This is a genomic window from Patescibacteria group bacterium (assembly GCA_041653535.1).
Lineage (GTDB): Bacteria > Patescibacteriota > Patescibacteriia > JACRDY01 > JACRDY01 > JBAZFH01.
Genome location: JBAZFH010000001.1, coordinates 248,952 through 267,230, shown reverse-complemented (window position 1 = coordinate 267,230; position 18,279 = coordinate 248,952). Strand labels below are relative to the sequence as shown.

21 protein-coding genes are annotated in these 18,279 nt (G+C 42.3%); 5 read left to right on the top strand and 16 right to left on the bottom strand.

Translation table 11 applies throughout. The features are described from left to right. Nucleotides 1–59: 59 nt before the first annotated feature. Complete coding sequence (gene tsf / locus WC310_01315; GenBank protein ID MFA5358442.1) at nt 60–836, bottom strand: translation elongation factor Ts; 777 nt, start codon at nt 834–836, stop codon at nt 60–62. A gap of 83 nt (nt 837–919) precedes the next feature. After that, the gene (rpsB, locus tag WC310_01310) at nt 920–1,618 is read right to left on the bottom strand and encodes a 30S ribosomal protein S2 (GenBank protein ID MFA5358441.1); all 699 of its coding nucleotides are present in this window, start codon (nt 1,616–1,618) and stop codon (nt 920–922) included. Between the two features lie 323 nt (nt 1,619–1,941). On the opposite strand from rpsB, the gene WC310_01305 reads away from it, so the two are divergent. Continuing rightward, on the top strand, nt 1,942–2,244 hold the full coding sequence (locus WC310_01305; protein ID MFA5358440.1) for a prepilin-type N-terminal cleavage/methylation domain-containing protein: 303 nt from the start codon (nt 1,942–1,944) through the stop codon (nt 2,242–2,244). Nucleotides 2,245–2,302: 58 nt separating this feature from the next. Here WC310_01305 and WC310_01300 read toward each other — a convergent pair whose 3' ends face one another. Next, complete coding sequence (locus tag WC310_01300) at nt 2,303–3,169, bottom strand: hypothetical protein (protein MFA5358439.1); 867 nt, start codon at nt 3,167–3,169, stop codon at nt 2,303–2,305. Between the two features lie 94 nt (nt 3,170–3,263). Then, the gene (gene uvrC / locus WC310_01295) at nt 3,264–4,823 is read right to left on the bottom strand and encodes an excinuclease ABC subunit UvrC (GenBank protein MFA5358438.1); all 1,560 of its coding nucleotides are present in this window, start codon (nt 4,821–4,823) and stop codon (nt 3,264–3,266) included. Nucleotides 4,824–5,107: 284 nt separating this feature from the next. Here uvrC and WC310_01290 point away from each other — a divergent pair, with 284 nt between their 5' ends. Genes WC310_01290 through WC310_01280 form a run of 3 tightly spaced genes read left to right on the top strand, consistent with a single transcriptional unit; the run spans nt 5,108 to nt 6,244 of the window. After that, the gene (locus tag WC310_01290) at nt 5,108–5,566 is read left to right on the top strand and encodes a hypothetical protein (GenBank protein ID MFA5358437.1); all 459 of its coding nucleotides are present in this window, start codon (nt 5,108–5,110) and stop codon (nt 5,564–5,566) included. A 12-nt stretch (nt 5,567–5,578) separates the two neighbouring features. After that, a complete protein-coding gene (locus WC310_01285) occupies nt 5,579–5,905 on the top strand; it encodes a hypothetical protein (GenBank protein MFA5358436.1) in 327 nt (108 codons plus the stop codon). Between the two features lie 12 nt (nt 5,906–5,917). Next, entirely contained in the window at nt 5,918–6,244 is a 327-nt protein-coding gene (locus tag WC310_01280) for a hypothetical protein (protein ID MFA5358435.1), read from the top strand. Between the two features lie 49 nt (nt 6,245–6,293). Here the strand turns inward: WC310_01280 and WC310_01275 are convergent, their stop codons facing one another. The 9 genes from WC310_01275 to uvrA form a co-directional block, all read right to left on the bottom strand. Further along, nucleotides 6,294–6,623: a pyrimidine dimer DNA glycosylase/endonuclease V gene (locus tag WC310_01275; protein MFA5358434.1), complete on the bottom strand. Its 330-nt coding sequence runs from the start codon at nt 6,621–6,623 to the stop codon at nt 6,294–6,296. A 5-nt stretch (nt 6,624–6,628) separates the two neighbouring features. Next, the gene (locus WC310_01270) at nt 6,629–7,090 is read right to left on the bottom strand and encodes a TspO/MBR family protein (protein MFA5358433.1); all 462 of its coding nucleotides are present in this window, start codon (nt 7,088–7,090) and stop codon (nt 6,629–6,631) included. Between the two features lies 1 nt (nt 7,091). Beyond that, on the bottom strand, nt 7,092–7,466 hold the full coding sequence (locus WC310_01265; GenBank protein MFA5358432.1) for a CoA-binding protein: 375 nt from the start codon (nt 7,464–7,466) through the stop codon (nt 7,092–7,094). 197 nt (nt 7,467–7,663) lie between these two features. Beyond that, a complete protein-coding gene (gene rlmN, locus WC310_01260; protein ID MFA5358431.1) occupies nt 7,664–8,653 on the bottom strand; it encodes a 23S rRNA (adenine(2503)-C(2))-methyltransferase RlmN in 990 nt (329 codons plus the stop codon). Nucleotides 8,654–8,781: 128 nt separating this feature from the next. After that, nucleotides 8,782–9,246 carry a 23S rRNA (pseudouridine(1915)-N(3))-methyltransferase RlmH gene (locus tag WC310_01255; protein ID MFA5358430.1) on the bottom strand — a complete coding sequence of 155 codons (465 nt, stop codon included), beginning with the start codon at nt 9,244–9,246 and terminating at the stop codon, nt 8,782–8,784. Between the two features lie 40 nt (nt 9,247–9,286). Then, the gene (locus WC310_01250) at nt 9,287–9,652 is read right to left on the bottom strand and encodes an endonuclease domain-containing protein (protein ID MFA5358429.1); all 366 of its coding nucleotides are present in this window, start codon (nt 9,650–9,652) and stop codon (nt 9,287–9,289) included. 201 nt (nt 9,653–9,853) lie between these two features. After that, on the bottom strand, nt 9,854–10,552 hold the full coding sequence (locus WC310_01245; protein MFA5358428.1) for a hypothetical protein: 699 nt from the start codon (nt 10,550–10,552) through the stop codon (nt 9,854–9,856). Between the two features lie 4 nt (nt 10,553–10,556). Next, on the bottom strand, nt 10,557–10,973 hold the full coding sequence (locus tag WC310_01240; protein MFA5358427.1) for a hypothetical protein: 417 nt from the start codon (nt 10,971–10,973) through the stop codon (nt 10,557–10,559). A 103-nt stretch (nt 10,974–11,076) separates the two neighbouring features. Next, nucleotides 11,077–13,941: an excinuclease ABC subunit UvrA gene (uvrA, locus tag WC310_01235; GenBank protein ID MFA5358426.1), complete on the bottom strand. Its 2,865-nt coding sequence runs from the start codon at nt 13,939–13,941 to the stop codon at nt 11,077–11,079. Between the two features lie 154 nt (nt 13,942–14,095). On the opposite strand from uvrA, the gene WC310_01230 reads away from it, so the two are divergent. Then, entirely contained in the window at nt 14,096–14,464 is a 369-nt protein-coding gene (locus WC310_01230; GenBank protein ID MFA5358425.1) for a four helix bundle protein, read from the top strand. Nucleotides 14,465–14,501: 37 nt separating this feature from the next. Here WC310_01230 and uvrB read toward each other — a convergent pair whose 3' ends face one another. From uvrB to WC310_01215, 3 genes are all read right to left on the bottom strand, one after another. Next, nucleotides 14,502–16,430: an excinuclease ABC subunit UvrB gene (uvrB, locus tag WC310_01225; GenBank protein MFA5358424.1), complete on the bottom strand. Its 1,929-nt coding sequence runs from the start codon at nt 16,428–16,430 to the stop codon at nt 14,502–14,504. A gap of 278 nt (nt 16,431–16,708) precedes the next feature. Further along, nucleotides 16,709–17,455 (bottom strand): ABC transporter permease, encoded by a 747-nt coding sequence (locus tag WC310_01220; protein ID MFA5358423.1) that lies wholly within the window; start codon nt 17,453–17,455, stop codon nt 16,709–16,711. Between the two features lie 10 nt (nt 17,456–17,465). Then, complete coding sequence (locus WC310_01215) at nt 17,466–18,269, bottom strand: ATP-binding cassette domain-containing protein (GenBank protein ID MFA5358422.1); 804 nt, start codon at nt 18,267–18,269, stop codon at nt 17,466–17,468. Between the last annotated feature and the right edge of the window lie 10 nt (nt 18,270–18,279).

Sequence of the window (18,279 nt, the reverse complement as noted above, 5' to 3'; positions counted from 1 at the left end):
GGAGACAGGAGACAGAAGCTTCTTTATCTCCTGCATCCTGTATCCTGTCTCCTGTATACTTATATCTGGAAGCGAGAAAAACGAACGACTTGAGCACCAGCGGCAGCGAGTAGCTGCTCAATAGTCATCTTGTCGTCTTTGATAAAGGCTTGATTAAGCAAACAAACCTCCGAGTAAAACTTATTCAATTTTCCTTCAATAATCTTTTCGATTACCGCTTCTGGCTTATTTTCCCCTTTCATCTGTTCTCGATAAATTTCCTTTTCCTTAACAATCTCATCAGCAGGTACTTCGGACGATTGCACATATTTTGGTGACATGGCAGCAACCTGCATAGCAATGTCGTTAGCCAGTTCAACCGTACCGCCCCGTAAAACAACGACGGTGGCTAACTTCTTATTGGAATGAAGATAGGTGCCGATAACCTCGCCTTCAATTACTTCCGCAGCCACTAGCTTCATATTTTCACCAATCTTAGAAATTAGCTCTTTGGCTACATGTTCTTCGGCCCAAGGCTTAAACTCTTCAACCGGAGTATTTAATAGTTTGATGGCAAAATCATTTACTACTTTAATAAAATCTTCGTTGCGAGAAACAAAATCTGTTTCACAAGTAAGACCGACGACAGCAACCTTTTTCCCCTCGCAGGCAAAAGAAATTAAACCTTCCTTAGTACTGCGTTCAGCTTTCTTACCGGCTTTTTCCAGTCCTTTTTTGCGCAATATTTCTACCGCTTTTTCAATATCGCCGTTAGATTCATCTAACGCTTTTTGACAATCAACCATACCGGCACCGGTACGTTCACGAAGTTGTTTGATAGTTTGTAGGTCGGACATATTTAGTGGTTAGTGGTTAGTGGTTAGTGGTTAGTAAACCACCCGCCCCCACCACCTTTTTATTTTTTATTGAGAGTATTTTTCTACTTACTTACCACCGCGTTTTTGCCTTCTTTTACCGCTTCGGCGACCAACGCAGTGATCATTTCTATTCCCTTAGTTGCGTCATCGTTAGCTGGAATGGGATAAGTAACCTTTTCCGGATTAACATTGGTATCACAAATCGCCACAACCGGAACATGGCGTTTTACCGCTTCAGTCAAAGCTGTTTTTTCACGCATGATATCGACAATAAAAATCGCTTCGGGAACTTTTTTCACCTCCGCAATACCACCAACACGCATATCTAAATTTTCAATTTCATTTTGGAAATCAAGCTGTTCTTTTTTAGTATAACCCTTAAAACCACCGGTCTCTTGCTTAACTCTCATGTCTTTATACTTTTTGGTGAGTTTCAAAATAATCGGAAAATTAGTCAACGTGCCGCCAAGCCAACGTTGATTAATATAAGGCATGCCGCACTCCTTGGCATATTTTTCAATAATCGGTTTAGCTTGATCTTTTGTTCCTACAAACAAAACAACACCGCCACTAGCAACGGTATTTTTAATAAAATTTAGAGCCTCTTCCAGCTTAACTAGGGTTTTTTCCAAATCAACGACATGAACGCCGTTGCGCTCAGCAAAGATATAGGACTCCATTTTTGGGTGCCATTTTCCGGTCTTATGACCAAAGTGCATCCCGGTTTTTAACATCTCCTCCAAACTTGGTAATTTTGGCATATTTTTCCTTTATTATCCCTCTTTTTCGCCGCCCCTTTGTTTAAAATTTCGGGGAAGGAAAATGCGAAAAATGAGTGATTTATTAATAAGTAAGGAAAGTTTAACAGAAAAATAAAAAACTGGCAAGACCAGCCAAGTCCGATTTATTTCTATTGACAAACAAACAAAAATAATATAACTTATAATATTCGCAAATTAACGATCAAACCTAAATAACAGCTGCCGATGTCATCGGCAATGAAAAAAAATTTTTACTCAACACCGGACTCTTTAGCAAAGTTGGGTGCGGTGTACCCACCAACTAATAACCAAGGAGAAGTGAAATGAAGACCGGGAACAACAAAGGGTTTACACTCGTTGAATTGATACTCTTTATCGCCATCATCGGAATCGTCGTCCTCATCTTCGGAGCTCTTGGCGCCGTTGTCATGGGCAACTACTGGGTCGACAAAGACGAAGCAATGAACTGCATCAAGACCATCGACCCGACCATCTCCGCTATCGACCGACTCGAAAAAAAAGTTTACTGGAGCACGGTCGCTACAGCCAAAAACACCGACGGTGTTGAAAAAAAATTCCTGATCGACGCCAATGTCTTTCGCAGCGTCGACTGCGAAGCCAAATAGCCAACAACAAAACCCCGCTCTATTACGACGCGGGGTTTTTACTTTAGCTATAAATATTTTATTTGACTGGTTCAGCGGCTACTGACGTCGAAGCGGTAACATTGAATTTCACTGAGTTCAAAATCTTTTCCATGATCACCTGATCATCAAACGAGATGTCCTTATCATCTTCTTTGGCAAGACTGGTGTTGCCTTCAGCCCAAATATTAAAATAATAGTCGCCAACGGCAATAATACCCTGATTGTTAGTACCATCGTCTTTGTGGCTATAGCCGTAAACAATCATTTTTATCTTTTTGTTATAAGAAGAAACGACCTTGTCGGTAATGATTGTACCGCCTAGATTAATCTTTGTCGCGACCACTGAAGGATAATCTTTCAGTTTAATTGCTGAAAACAAGCTACCATTATCAGCAGCTTGTTTTCTGACAAAACTAACGTGTATTCTGTTTCCGCTTACGCCATTAACGAAAGATATGTTATCTTCAGTCGTCGAAGGCACAGACCCCTGTCCGGCTATTTCTGCATCGGTTACTGCGTCCCAATTAGTGGGATAACGAAAACTAATGTTGTCCACAACGCTAGTATAGGTATTCCAACCGGCGTAATCACTTTCGCTAGCCAGTGTCGCTTCTTGATTTTTTTGCTGCAAACTATTACCCAGCGTAGTGTTTTGATCCTTACAGGCGTTTAGATCGGTTTGCAGGACAATTTTTTCTTGACCTAAAAAACCAACCTGCTCATTAAGATTATCTGCAACGGTTTTGGCGGGCAAAACAACTAGAAAATAACCGACCAGTGCCACTACTAGCGCTGCTAGTACTATACCGATAATCACTGGCAGCAAGGCGGAACTCTTTTTGGCAACATAGGGCGCAGGGCTGGCAGTCGGCGTTCCAGAAAGAAAAGGCGTAGGTTGATCCATAAATTTATTTTTTTATTTTTTATACAATGTTATTATACCACATTAACAACACCTAGTGCACAATTCCCCGCCCCCAGCTCCTAGTTCCCAGCTCCTAACTTCTCTTCCCTCTCAACAACTTATGATACCCAATCGCAAATCGATGGGCTTCATCGCGAATATTTTGCAGTAATTTCAAACCATCAGAACGTCGTTCTAAAACTATTGGCTCGCGATAACCAGGAATAAAAATCTCTTCCCGTTTTTTAGCTAAAGAAATAACCGGTAAATCCAGGCCTAATTTGGCTAAAACTTTAAGCGCTATGCCCAGCTGACCTTTGCCGCCATCGACCAAAATCAAATCCGGCATCACCCATCCTTTGTGGGCATAACGGCGCGACATCACTTCTTCCATCATGGCATAATCATTTGGCCCAGAAACTGTTTTAATTTTAAACTTACGGTACAAATTTTTATTTGGTTTGCCGCCGCTAAAATGCACGCACGAACCAACCGCTTCTTTGCCCGAAGTATTGGATATATCAAAACCGTCTATTTCTTCCGGCAATCGCGGCAGCTGTAATCTGGCTTGCAGCTCGGCCAGTGGTCCGGCATTTAGACGCACCAAAATATTTTGTCGCACCAAATCAAGCAACTTTTTTTTATCCCCTGTTTTAGGAACCAGTATTTCGACTTTTGAGCCTTTAAAACTTTCCATATATCTAACGAGTAAACTTTTATCAGTTGGCTCCACCGGCAAAATCAGCTCACGTGGCACTGGTCGCGTCAGATAATACTGCTCGACAAATCCCGACAAAATTTCGGCTAGTCCCTGCCCTGCTACCTGTAATTCAAAATGATTACGCGAAGTTACTATTCCTTTGTTGATATTAAAAACTTGAACCAACGCCTTGTCGCTAACCACCACGCAATTGATCACGTCCTGATCGTAATTTTTAGGCAGTAAAATCAGCTGCTTTTCGCTAAAGTTTTTGATCGAACGAATATGGTCGCGATACAGCCGCGCCAGCTCAAAATTTTGCTCGGCGCTGGCCTTCTTCATTTTCCTTTCTAATTCAACCAACAGTTGTTCTTTACTTCCGCGCAAAAACATTTCGGCAAGCCGGACATTGTATTGGTATTCCGTAGCGGAAATTTTTTCAAGATCTCTTTCTTTAATCTCACTGAGCAGCTTATAGAGTTCGCGACCGCTGCGAGAGATAAACCTGTCGGTCCGCAGTCCAAACAATCGAGCTGTCGTCAGCATTAAATATTTCTTGCCCTTACCCGAAACAAAAGGTCCAAAATATTTTCCGTCGCTGCCAATAGTACGGACGCTAACCAGGCGCGGAAATTCTTCATCGGTAATTTTGATATAAGTATAAGGCTGGTTTTCTTTCAACATCAGATTAAACCGCGGTTTGTGTTGGCGGATTAACCGAGCTTCGAGCAGCAGCGCCTCAACTTCGTTGCGCGTAACTATGAACTCGATATCAACAACACTACCGAGCAGCTCGTCGGTTTTCCAATCGGCATGGGTCTTTTGCCAATAACTTTTCACCCTTTTGCTCAAATTTTTCGCTTTACCGATATACAAAATATCGCCCGACCGATCTTTCATGATATAGCAGCCGGGGCTCTGCGGGATCTTAATTTTGCTTAAATTAATAGGCATAACTCTATTTTAACACAAATAAAAACTAGTCCATAACCAAAAGACAACAACTTACAAAACCGCCCGGCAAAGATTGAGCGATAATAACTGGTAGTTATATTCATAGATCATATGCCGGTCAGGGTATTTGCGTTAGTTTTTTTAAACTCGCCGTTTTTATCATTGACAAAAAAACAAAAAAAATATATTATCTAATATCCTTTATCCCTTCGAATTGACAATCAATCCGAAGGCTTTCCCCTCTTGGTCTAGAAAACCAGAGGGCAATCAAGGAGGTTCCTTTCATGAGACACGTTGTTCCAAACATCAGAACCGTTATTCCCTACAGTTTTTTTACTCTTACCCTTAAAGAAATCGATGAAATGGAGACGGTGGTAACCACACTGATCCACACCATTACTCTCAACTACATCGACTTGCCTCACCATTCACCCACTCCCGACTTCGAGATCCACTTCACGCTGTTGCGCGAATCAATCCGGGCGAGAATCCTAAAAAGAATCCAGGGCAAACGGGATGAAAAATGGCTACATCTGCACGCACCAAGAGCAGTTGATGACTTCGAACAGTTTAGCGACCCAACCACCTACGAATTTTCCTTCCCAAACGGCGCTAACCCATCTCTCTTTATCAATATTTTAGTGCGCCGTGTCGAACAACTGCTAACCGCTCGAGGTCGACTGCAAAAAACCCAAATGACCAACCACGCCAAAAAAATTCAGTATTACATTTACCTGCGGTAAAGGAGAAAAGAGATGGATAACAAATTCAAATCTGGCGTACTAGTCGGTCTTGCTATCGCTCTGGTCATGATCATTTGCTGCTCACCACACGACAGCGCTGACAAAAACCCGCCCGAAGTAGTTGAGGCCGTTTATCTGGGCATGGGACTCTGGCGCATCGATATTATAGTCGGACTCGACAGTAACGTCTGGCAGGAATTGCTTCTCAATTTCATGCAAAAACATGCCGATCTGCAAATTACTGCCATGTATTCATCGGCTGAAAATGGCTACGGCAACGCCTTGGGAATGTTTTTAGTCACAGCGCCCAAGTGTGTCTGCCAACCGCTACAACAGTAAAGAGAAAAAACGATGAACAAAAAAGTGAAAGTTGGCATTCTGATTGGTTTCGTTATCGCCATCGCTCTGGTTATGATTGTCTGCTGCTTACCACGCAGCAGTTCTGGCAAAAACCAGGATCAAATAAACGAAGGCGTCGAGGTAGCGCCGGGTCTCTGGTTAATCAAAGCCGGGGCCTGCATCAACAAGGATGCCTGGAAAAAATCGTTGCCAAACTTTATCCAGAAACATCCTGATTTGCAGATTGTTTCGATCTATCCCGCGGTAGCATCTCAGTGTGGAGATGAAGAAACTTTTTTAGTCACCATACCAAAAAGCATCTGTCCGATAAAACTGTAACAACAAAGCCCCGCTTTTTTCAGGCGGGGCTATTTTTATCCAAAAAGTTTTATTTAAAACACTGACAATTTTTCTTTTTTAATATTTCCCTTTGCCTTTCCAGAGAATCGACTAAAACGTTTTGTCTAGCACTACCTCTGGCTAACTTTTTATCAAGCGGCGACAGATGGCGATAGCCACGCGAAGCAAACTCTTTGACCAATTTTTCATGACGCAAATACAGGGCCTTCAGCTTTCCTACCCAGCGCTTGGTTTCCGGATGCTGACTGTAGCCTTTTTTATTTTTCGTTATTATCGCCCAAATCGCGTGCAGCTCGTGATGTTCGGCAACCAAATGTTTATTACAAAGATATTTTGGACTTATATCCCAAACGCGCATAAATTTTATTTGTTCAACAACCAAACCTTGTACGTTAAATAAGTAGCAAAAGCCACCCAACCAGCGTATGGCATAAGCAGTATCGACGCAGCTTTAGTTAGCGGCCAAATCAAAACAATCAAAGCCACCACCGATAAGCCCAAAACTCCTGCCTCCCAGATTGCTGCCGCCAAAAAATGTTGACCAAAAAATAAATAACTCCAAAAAATATTTAGTATCGCGTTGATAACAAATATAGAAAAAATAAGCCACACTCTTGAGCCGTGATGACCGTTCCAAACCAGTATCGCTGCAATTGTCGCCAAAAGGAAAATCGCTGTCCAGACTGCTCCAATCACCGATCCTGGTGGCGTCCAGCTAGGTAAATTGATAGTTTTGTACCAACTCATTCCGTTCGAAGTGACAGCGCTCCCCGCCCAAGCAACGATGATGGTAAACAGCGGGATGATAAGATAGTTTGGTTTCATATTAGTTTTGGCGCGCCACCATGATACAAGCATCGTGGACGCAATTTATATTATTATTTTTACAAAATTCTATTGCTTCGGCGCTCTCGCTACCCGGCTGCATCCAAACCTTATCTATTCCTAGATTTTTGACTTCAATCAAAACTTCGCTAGTCACCGTCGGTGGCACGACAAAAATTGCGACATCAATTTTTTCTTTCACTGCCGAAAGACTCGGGTAAACCTGCAGTCCTTCTATCTCACCGCCTTTTGGATTAATCGGGATTACTTTATAGCCAGCCGTATGCAAATCGATCAAAACTTTGTGACCGTATTTTTCGATATTAGCTGACGCACCGACAATAGCGTAGGTATAATTTTTATCGATCATTTCCATATTTTTGGTAATTATTTTTACTTTTTACTGATAAATTTTGAATAGACTTTCTCAACCGAAAAGTCGCCGGTGTTCTGTACGCCGGTCTTCCCGCCCGATTTCCCACTTTGGCATGGTTTTTCATTTTGTAACTTTCAACTTTATTGATCCTTCGTCCCGCGATGCGGGACTCAGGATGATGCCTTCGGCATCACTTTTTATTTTATTGCCAGTTGACCACAGGCCGCGGCAATATCTTTACCAAAACTGTGACGCAAGGTGACTTTGACTCCGGCTTCTTCCAAAACTTTTTTAAATTTATCCTGACCCTCTTTTTCCGTAGCGGAAAACTTGCCGGTTGGATTGTACGAAATCAAGTTAACGACGTAGAGTGGTTTTTTCATCAACACCCCTAGTTCACTAGCTAACTCCGGGTGGTCGTTAATATTTTTGATCAACAAATATTCAAACATCACTTGACGGTTGGTAATTTTGATATAATCGTCAACCGCGGAAATAACTTTTTTGATCGAGTATTTTTTGTTAATCGGCATCAGTTGATCGCGAAGCGAATCGTTTGGCGCATGGAGAGAAATCGCCAGATTGATTTCCATTCTTTCTTTGGCCAGTCTTTTGATACCGTCGATAATACCGATAGTTGATATGGAAAAACGCCGAGCGCCAACATTCATTGTTTCCTTGTCGTTGAGAAACCGAATCGCCGACAAAACATTGTCATAATTCAAAAACGGTTCACCCATGCCCATAAAAACAATGTTGGTGATTTTGCTGTCTTCCCTTTTTACTTCTCGAGCAAAAAATAAAACTTGTTCGACTATTTCATCGACAGTTAAGTTGCGCTGAAAACCCATTTGTCCGGTAGCACAAAATAGGCACCCGAGCGGACAGCCAACCTGTGAAGAAACACAAACAGTGTTACGCTCGTCGCGACTGCGCATCAAGACGCCTTCGATTTTCTTATCATCTTCCAGAGTAAAGAGTGCCTTAACCGTACCATCACGAGAAATAAATTTTTGCGCGTTAATATCGAGCGGACAGTTTGCCGCGAGTTTCTCCCGCAAATCTTTGGGTAACGCCGTCACCTTTGACCAGTCGTCAATCAGGTCAACAAAAATCGCCTGATAGACTTGGACTAAGCGGTATTTCGGTTGATCAGACAGGACTTGTTTTAATTCAGCTATTTTCATAAATAGTTATAAAGTGCCGGCTTTGCCGGCATCCCGCCCAGGCGGGATTGGTTGTTAGAACAACCAAAAGTAGAAAGTTGTAAAGTTAAATACCAAAACTTTCAACTTTATAACTTTCAGACTTTCAACTAATAATGGTATTCCTTACCTTTAATTATCGTTACCGCGCGGTAAATCTGTTCTAGCAGCACGACGCGCGTTAGTTCGTGCAGTAGGGTAAACTGTGACAAAGCAATCTTGTTTTTATATTTGTTTGAAACTTCCGGCGCAAAACCCAGTGTTCCGCCAATAACCAAAATTAACGTCTCATTTTTCTTGTCCAAAAATTTGGCAAAATCAACCGAAGTGAATTCTTTACCGTGTTCATCAAGCAAATAAACTTGCGCGCTTTCGTATTTGGCTAGGAAGTCTAGCAACCTGTCACCTTCTCTGCTTTTTGCTCGCTGCTTATCACCAGCACCAAAAGGCTCGGGTTTTATTTCCGCTATTTCAACCTTAACGTAAGGCCGCAATCGTTTCACATATTCCGCACATAGATCACGATAAGACGCTTCTTTGATTTTACCGATAGCAACGATGACAATGTTTTTCATATTTTCTTTAGCTCAATTAAACCGCGAAAGGGTCTTTGTGTCAAACATACGGCTTACCGCAATTTTCCATTATGTCGTTTGTCACGCTTTCAATATTTTTAAAAACCTCGCTAGAGGTGTAGCGCAAAACCTTAATCCCCCTGCTGCGTAAATACTCTTCGCGCCTAGCGTCTTTTATTTGTGCCTCTTCGCTGTCATGCGATATGCCGTCGACTTCAATAACTAAATTTAATTTGGGACAATAAAAATCAACTATAAAATTTTCTATTCCATATTGCCGCCGAAATTTGTAACCCAACTGCTCTCCGCGTAGTTCTCGCCACAACCTATCTTCTGATTTGGTGGAATTACGACGTAGCTTGGTGCGAAGATGTTTAAATTTTTTGCGGTTATATAACTGACCCATAAAAATATATTTGGTGCTTGATTCCATGCCCGGCACCCCCTCCGTCTCCCCCTTGGCAGGGGGAGAACTATAAGACAGACTCCGTCTAGTCTCCTCCCCTGCCAAGGGGAGGAACAAGGAGGGGTGCCGGGCGTGTTCCTCTAATTAAAAAACTGGCAGTCACCTACCAGCTTATAACATCCAAGATTAAATTTTTCTAAACTATTTCAGATATCGATTCTTCGATTTTAAATCGTCTATTCTACCATTAATATTATTAACATTGTTATTCAAAATATTAACTTTATCATCCAACAAATAAATCGAGCCACTCAATCCGTCATCCGAATAAATTTTTTCTTTTAAACCATTTGCTAACGCCGCGCCATCTCGTTGAACGTTATTAATTTTATCACCTAATTCGCTATGTCCAGAAACATTATAAAACCAAAATTCTAAAATTACACCTAACACCATGAGCCCTAAAACGAGAAGACCGCCAACAAAGAAAGTATACATTTTATCACCCACATCTTTAGTTGTGACCTGTATACTTCTCTCAATCTCCCCTAATCCTTCTTCCACCTTAACCTCAATCTTCCCTACTTTATCCTCTAATCTATCCGTTATTTTTTCTACCTTCACTTCTGCTTTTTCCACCCTGCCCTCCAATTTATCAATAGTAGATATAGAGTTATCCAGCCTATCAATCTTATATTTAAGATCCTTTAAAAACCACTCGCGATAATCAATCTCTTTGGTTGTTGGCTCGCTACCACCGACAACATCGACGACCGTCCGACTCGCTCCATCATCAACGCCGCCGACCGTCTGATTCCCTCCACCGGCGGCATTATTAACAGGCTGCGGAACAATGGTCTTATCATCTTTTCTACTATTTTTTTCATTCTCTCCAGGCATAATTTTATTGAACTATGTCTAACGTAAAAAAATTATTCTCACTATTATCACTAATAACAGAAAACGCCTCTTCATCGTCTTTTTTTATTGATACTTCAATTTTATATTTACCAGAATCAGAAAGCGGAACATTTGAAAAATCTGCTACAAACGTATGACCAAAAGCATCGTCAATCTTAGATTTACCACTAGCTCCAGCCAAAGGTTTCCCCAAAGGAGATACTATCTTAATTTCTTGATCATATACCCCTTTGTCTCCGGTTATTTTTGTTACTACACTAAATTTAGGAAAAAAAGCAGGCAAGTTAGGCGCGGTTATTCTATTTATAATATTAATAACACTGACCTTTACACCCTTGTCCTCGTTAACAACCAATGCCTGCTCACAAACTAGGAGAAAATTTAACTTAACATCAGCCATATACTTATTTATTATTTATCGTTTATTATACTTATCTTTCTCCTATTTCCCCTTTTTGTCAACCCTTTTTATTATTAATTCGTAATTAGTAATTATTAATTGTTTACAACACCTCTTTCAAAAACCTCCCCGTATAGCTATCTTTATCCTTGGCAATATCTTCCGGTGTACCTTTGGCAATAATCTGCCCACCACGGTCGCCGCCCTCAGGACCAAGGTCAATCACCCAGTCGGCGGATTTAATCACGTCGAGGTTGTGCTCGATCACCAGTACACTGTTACCCTTGTCTACCAAACGATTTATCACCTCGAGCAACTTTTCGATATCAGCAAAATGTAGCCCGGTCGTCGGTTCATCCAATATGTAAAGAGTACGCCCAGTATCGCGTTTTGACAACTCGGCGGTGAGCTTGATGCGCTGCGCTTCGCCGCCAGATAGCGTCGTAGCTGATTGACCAAGTTTGATATACCCAAGCCCAACATCAAAAAGCGTCTGCAGTTTACTCTCGATCCGCGGAATGTGCTGAAAAAATTTAAGCGCTTCTTCCACAGTCATATCCAAAATCTCGGCAATGCTTTTGTCTTTATATTTTACTTGCAGCGTTTCTTCGTTGTAACGACTACCTTTGCATTGTTCGCAAGTCACGTAAACATCAGGCAAAAAATGCATTTCGATTTTAATCACGCCGTCGCCCTCACAGTTACCGCAGCGGCCGCCTTCGACGTTAAAACTAAACCGTCCCGGACCGTAGCCGCGAGTTTTGGCTTCTTTACTCTGCGCAAAAAGATCACGCATATAAGTAAAAACACCGGTGTAAGTAGCCGCATTACTACGCGGCGTGCGACCAATCGGCGATTGATCGATAATAATCACCTTATCGACATAACCAAAATTTTCCACCGCGCGATATTTGCCGACTTCGATTTTGGTATTGTAAAGCTTTTTGGCAAGTAACGGATAAAGCGTGTCAGAAACCAGGCTCGATTTGCCGGAACCAGATACGCCGGTGACACAGCAAAAAACTTCAACCGGGAAATCGACATTAACTTTTTTCAGATTGTTATGCTCAGCACCAGCAATACTAATAAACCCGTGCGGTCGGCGACGTTTGGCTGGCACTTTAATTTTTTTGCGGCCGGACAAATAAGCTCCGGTCAGAGATTTTTTACTCGCAATAATTTGTTTTGGTGTACCTTCGGCAACAACATGACCACCATGCACTCCGGCGCCCGGACCAATATCCACTACGTGATCGGCCGACATGATCGTCTCTTCGTCGTGCTCCACAACAATCACAGAGTTACCAATATCACGCATGTTTTGTAACGTTTTTATCAACTTTTGATTGTCGCGTTGATGCAGACCGATCGACGGCTCGTCGAGGATATAAGTCACGCCACGGAGCTCGGAACCAATCTGAGTTGCTAGACGAATGCGCTGGCCTTCACCGCCGGACAGCGTACTCCCCCTTCTGGCTAAATTTAAATAGTCCAAACCAACATCAACCAAAAACCCGAGACGATCGTTAATTTCCTTGAGTAGCTGGTGGGAAATCTGTACTTCGGTTTTATCTAATTTTAATTTTTTTATAAACTCCAACTCTTCTTTTATCGACATGCTGGTCAACTCGCTAATATTTTTGCCAGCAATAGTCACGGCCAAGCTTTCTTCTTTGAGCCGAGCGCCGGAACATGCGCCGCACGGTTTTTCAAACATAAATCTTTCCATTTCCTGGCGTCGAGATTCTGATTCGGTTTGTTTATAAAGTCTTTCCAGACGCGGGATAATACCTTCCCAGCGACCAGTCCACTCCCAATAAGTATCAGTGGTGCTGGAATCAATCCGCCAATCAATCTTGTCGTTAGTACCGTAAAAAATAATATCCAGCGCCTTTTGCGGTAATTTTTCAAATGGCACGTCGAGACTGAATTTATATTTTTGCCCTAGCTTTTCCATCATCTGCAAAAAGAATCCGTGGGCGGAAAATCCTTGCGGTTTGATAGCGCCATCAGAAATACTGAGCGTTTTATCTGGCACAATCAAATCTTGATCGAACTTTTGGATAAAGCCAAGACCATGACAAATCGGACAAGCACCAAATGGTGAGTTAAAAGAAAACATGCGCGGTTGCAGTTTATCAAGACTAAAACCGCAATCCGGACAGGCCAGATGCTGCGAATATATTTTTTCGGTGATTGCACTTTTTTTGACATGATGAGCAGCAGCTGACTTTTCTAACGCCACGATAGCCAGTCCGCCGCCAATTTTGAGCGCAATCTCAACTGCATGATGCAAACGACTTTTATCTGCCGGCTCAACTTTGATCGTATCAACTATCACTTCGATATTATGTGCCGCGTAACGCACCAATTCTTTTTTGCCCGGACCAAAAAAATCAGTAACTTCCATGGTCTTGCCGTCAACACGAACATGCACATAACCTTGTTTATTGAGATCGATAAAAACCTGCTCGTGATTTCCCTTTTTACCGCGAATCGCCGGCGCCATTATTTGCGCCTTTTGTCCGGTAAACTCAGCTAACAAACTTTTGGTGATTTTTTCCGGATCCTGTGGCGAAATTTCTTTGCCACAAAGCGGACAATGCGGTACGCCAATACGGGCATAAAGTAAACGCAAATAATCGTAAATCTCAGTAATCGTGCCGACAGTCGAACGCGGATTGTGCGAAATGCTTTTTTGCTCGATAGAAATCGCCGGCGACAAACCCTTGATACTGTCGACATCGGGTTTACCCATCACGCCCAAAAACTGTCTGGCGTAACTCGACAGACTTTCTACATAACGGCGCTGACCTTCGGCGTAAATAGTGTCAAAAGCGAGCGTCGATTTACCCGAGCCTGATAAACCGGTAATCACCGTGAATTTATTTATCGGTATATCAACGTCGATATTTTTTAGATTGTGTTCCCGCGCGCCGCGGACCTGGATGTTTTCGGATTGATTCATAGGGTTAGAATAGAGTATATAGTATAGAGTATAGCGGGATAGATATCCACGTTTTATCTATATTTAATAAAAAGTTTAGGATTTTTTAATCTTTCTTCGTTTAATATAACTTTATAATCAATTTAATATTTTACCTAATTAATAAGCTAAAATTATGACAGACAAAATAAAATCATTCACCGATCTAATCGCCTGGCAAAAATCCAGAGTCTTAGCTAAAGAAATCTATCAGACAACCGAGTCTTTTCCATCAAAAGAAGTTTATGGTCTAACCAACCAAATACGCCGCGCAGCAATCTCTGTTGTATCAAACATCGCCGAAGGCTTTTCTCGAAGGTCCAAGGCAGAGAAATCACAATTTTATTCTATCTCCAAGGGATCGCTAACAGAACTTCAGGCTCAACTGATAGTCGCCAGTGACATTGGTTATCTCAAAATCGATATTTATCAAAAGTTATCTGTTATGACCGATGATTGCAGCAGACTGCTAACCGGTCTTCTACGCAGCACTGAAAGCAAATAACCCCCCCCTCTATACTCTATACTCTATACTCTATACTCTATTCCTTTTTCCCCTTAAGCCCTTTTAGCTTTTCCCTCAGTTCTATTGCTCGCTCAAAGTCTAATTCCTCCGCTGCCGCTTGCATCGCTAGTTCCAGCTCAACAATCATCTGCTCGCGATCAAGGTCTTTACCTTTTAACTCTGGCAAAATAACTTCTTCGCTTTCTCTGATTCCTTTCTTAATGCTCTGCGGCGTAATGCCGTGCTTGGTATTATATTCCCTCTGTATCTGACGACGACGATTGGTTTCACTCACCGCTTCTTTGATCGATCCAGTCTCAATATCGGCGTACATTATTACCTTGCCATCAACGTTACGAGCTGCGCGACCGATAGTCTGAATCAAACTACGCGCGTTGCGCAAAAAACCTTCTTTGTCTGCGTCCAATATTGCTACTAACGCCACTTCGGGGATATCCAGTCCTTCACGCAAAAGATTGATACCAACCAGCACGTCAAATTTACCCAAACGCAAATCGTGCAAAATCTTGGTTCTTTCCAGAGTGTCGATTTCGCTATGCAAATATCGGGTCTTAATATTTTGTTCTGTCAAATAATTGGTCAGGTCTTCGGCTAAACGCTTGGTCAAAGTGGTGACCAAAACACGATAACCGCTATCAATCACCTTACGGATTTCTTTTTCGACGTCTTTAATCTGACCTTCAGCCGGTTTGATAATAATTTCTGGATCGATCAGTCCGGTCGGACGAATAATCTGCTCGACGATCTGACCGGAATTCTGCCGTTCATAATCTGCCGGCGTTGCTGTGGTATAAACCACGTGACCGAGATATTTTTCAAATTCTTCAAAAGTCAGTGGCCGGTTGTCATAGGCCGACGGCAAGCGAAAACCGTGATCAATTAGATTGGCCTTACGCGCACGGTCGCCGGCATACATACCGTGCACCTGTGGTAAAGACACATGACTTTCATCAATCACCATCATCCAGTCGCCTTTAGCAGCAAAATAATCGATCAAAGTATACGGCTTTTCACCAGGTAGTCGCCCATCAAAATGTCGAGAATAGTTTTCTATTCCTTTGCAGTGACCAAACTGCTCGATCATTTCTAGGTCATAATTAGTCCTTTTTTCCAAACGGTAGGCTTCAATCTGACCAAGCTGCGGCAAGCGTTCCTTTAGCTCGGTGCGAATACTGGCCATCGCTTTTTTCACTTCTTCCGGATTGGCCACGAAATGTCGGGCCGGAAATATCCAGACACGAGACAACTCGCCTATTTTTTTGAAAGAAATTGGATTCAGCTCAGTAATCTTAACGAGTCTGCTTTCGTCAAACTCGAAACGCCAAACCGTCGAAGCCGATCCGGCGATTACTTCGACAATACTACCGCGCAAACGAAAAGTTCCCGAGTGTAAACGCAAATCGCTATTTTCATATTGAATATTAACCAGCTCCCCGACCAGCTCGCGTGGAGTGATTTTTTGACCAACTCGAAGCTCAAAAGCGCTGGCCTTGAAACTATCCGGCCGACCGAGACCGTAAATACAAGAAACCGACGCCACAACAATCACGTCGTCGCGCGACATTAGACTGGCCGTAGCTTCAAGTCGCAGCTGCTCGATCTTCTCGTTTATCTGAACGTCTTTTTCAATATAAGTATCGGTAATCGGCAAATAGCTCTCCGGCTGATAGTAGTCATAATAAGAAACAAAGTAACAAACCTTATTTTCTGGGAAAAAATCACGAAACTCGTTGTACAGCTGCGCTGCCAAAGTTTTGTTGTGCGACAAAATTAAGGTCGGTTTACCCACCTTGGCTATCATATTGGCAACAGTAAAGGTCTTGCCCGAACCGGTGACGCCCAGCAAAGTCTGCTGCGGGTATTTTTCGTACCCGGCGACTAACTCCTTGATCGCTTTTGGCTGATCACCTTTTGGTTTAAAATTTGATTTTAATTTAAATTCCATAAATTAGTATATAGATAGTATGTAGTATGTAGTATATAGAATGTAGGGATTTTATACCTCTCGTTCGCAAAAACAATCCCCTATAACAATATACTAAATACTAATTCTTTATCCCCATCCCCTGTATACTCAAAAGGGGCAACGGTATTTTTCTTATACCCCTGCTTAGACCCACTTGATTAGGTTGTACTACCAGCTTAACACCAAAAACCGTTTTGATCAACTCAAGCAAAAAGAAGTCAACTCAAAAACAGACTGACTCTTTTTAGCTCAAATATCTAGATCTGAATCTTGGAAAAGAAATAACCGCCAAGTGAAAGCAAAACAACCGTCACCGCTCCTAAAACCAAAAAGTCTATTCCTAGCCCGAAATGTGAGCTATTAATCAAAAATCCGCGCAGCGCATCAATACCGTAAGACAATGGATCAAATCTAGCGATAGTAACTATAACTGTCGGCAAACCTTGAAGAGGAAAAAGCGCGCCCGAAAGGAAAAATAACGGCATGACAAGGAAGTTAACAATCAACTGAAATCCCTGCATGTCATCAAGAAAAGACGCAATCAGTGTTCCTAGGGCGGTAAAAAGTAACGCGATCAGCAACATCACCACGATCACCAATGGTAAAAAAGACCAGCTGTATGGACGGAATCCAGCGATAAGTGATATCAAAAACACGATAACGCCTTGCATTGTCGCTACTGTCGCACCGCCTAGCGTACGACCAATCATAATATTAAGACGCAATACTGGGGCAACCAGTGTTTCTTTGAGAAAACCGAACTGTCTATCCCAAATCACTTCCAACCCGGAAAATATGGCAGTAAAAATAATACTCATGCCGATAATTCCCGGCGCTAGAAAATTAATGTAATTGCCCTGCCCCGCTTTCTGAAAAATCGGACCAAAGCCATAACCAAGCGAGACTAAAAAAAGTAGCGGTTGCGCTAGCGAACCGACAATCCTCGAACGTGATCGTAGATAACGTTTAATTTGTCTTAACCACAATATGTAAATAGTTTTCATATTTTTATTATTATTTTCTCCCACCAGCGTGCATGGCATGCATTCGACGCATTTTATCCATTTGAACACTCCCCTCGTCTTCACGGATTGCTTTACCGGTGAGCGCCAAAAAAGCATCTTCCAACGTATCTTTTTTGGTTAATTCTTTGAGCTGCGCTGCAGTACCAGAAGCAACAATCTTGCCATGATCGATAATCGCAATCCTCTGGGCGATACGTTCGGCTTCTTCCATATAGTGAGTAGTAAAAAATACAGTCGTACCTTCGGTTTTATTTAGCTCCTGTAGATAGTTCCACATATAATTTCTCGTCTGCGGATCAAGACCGAGCGTCGGTTCGTCCAAAAAAATCACTTGTGGATGATGTAGTAGTCCCCTGGCAATTTCCAGACGTCGTTTCATACCGCCAGAGAACTCTTTAACCAAGTTATCTTTACGATCCCACAAATCAACGTATTTCATCAATTGCTCAGTGCGCTCGCGTCGCAATTTTTTTGGCACGCTATAAAGAACGCCGTGAAACTCCATATTTTCCAAAGCTGTCAGCTCGTCGTCCAAACTCGGATCTTGAAAAACGATGCCAAACGATCGACGAACATCAGCTGGATCCCGAGCAGTATCGTGACCGGCGAGCGAAACTTCACCGCTAGTGGGTGTCAAAAGCGTGGTCAACATTTTTATTGTTGTTGATTTGCCGGCGCCGTTGGGACCAAGAAAAGCGAAAACCTCTCCTTTAGCCACGTCAAAAGAAATATTGTCGACCGCCATAAAGTCGTCAAATTTCTTCGTCAATCCTTTTACTTCAATAATATTCATAATATGTTTC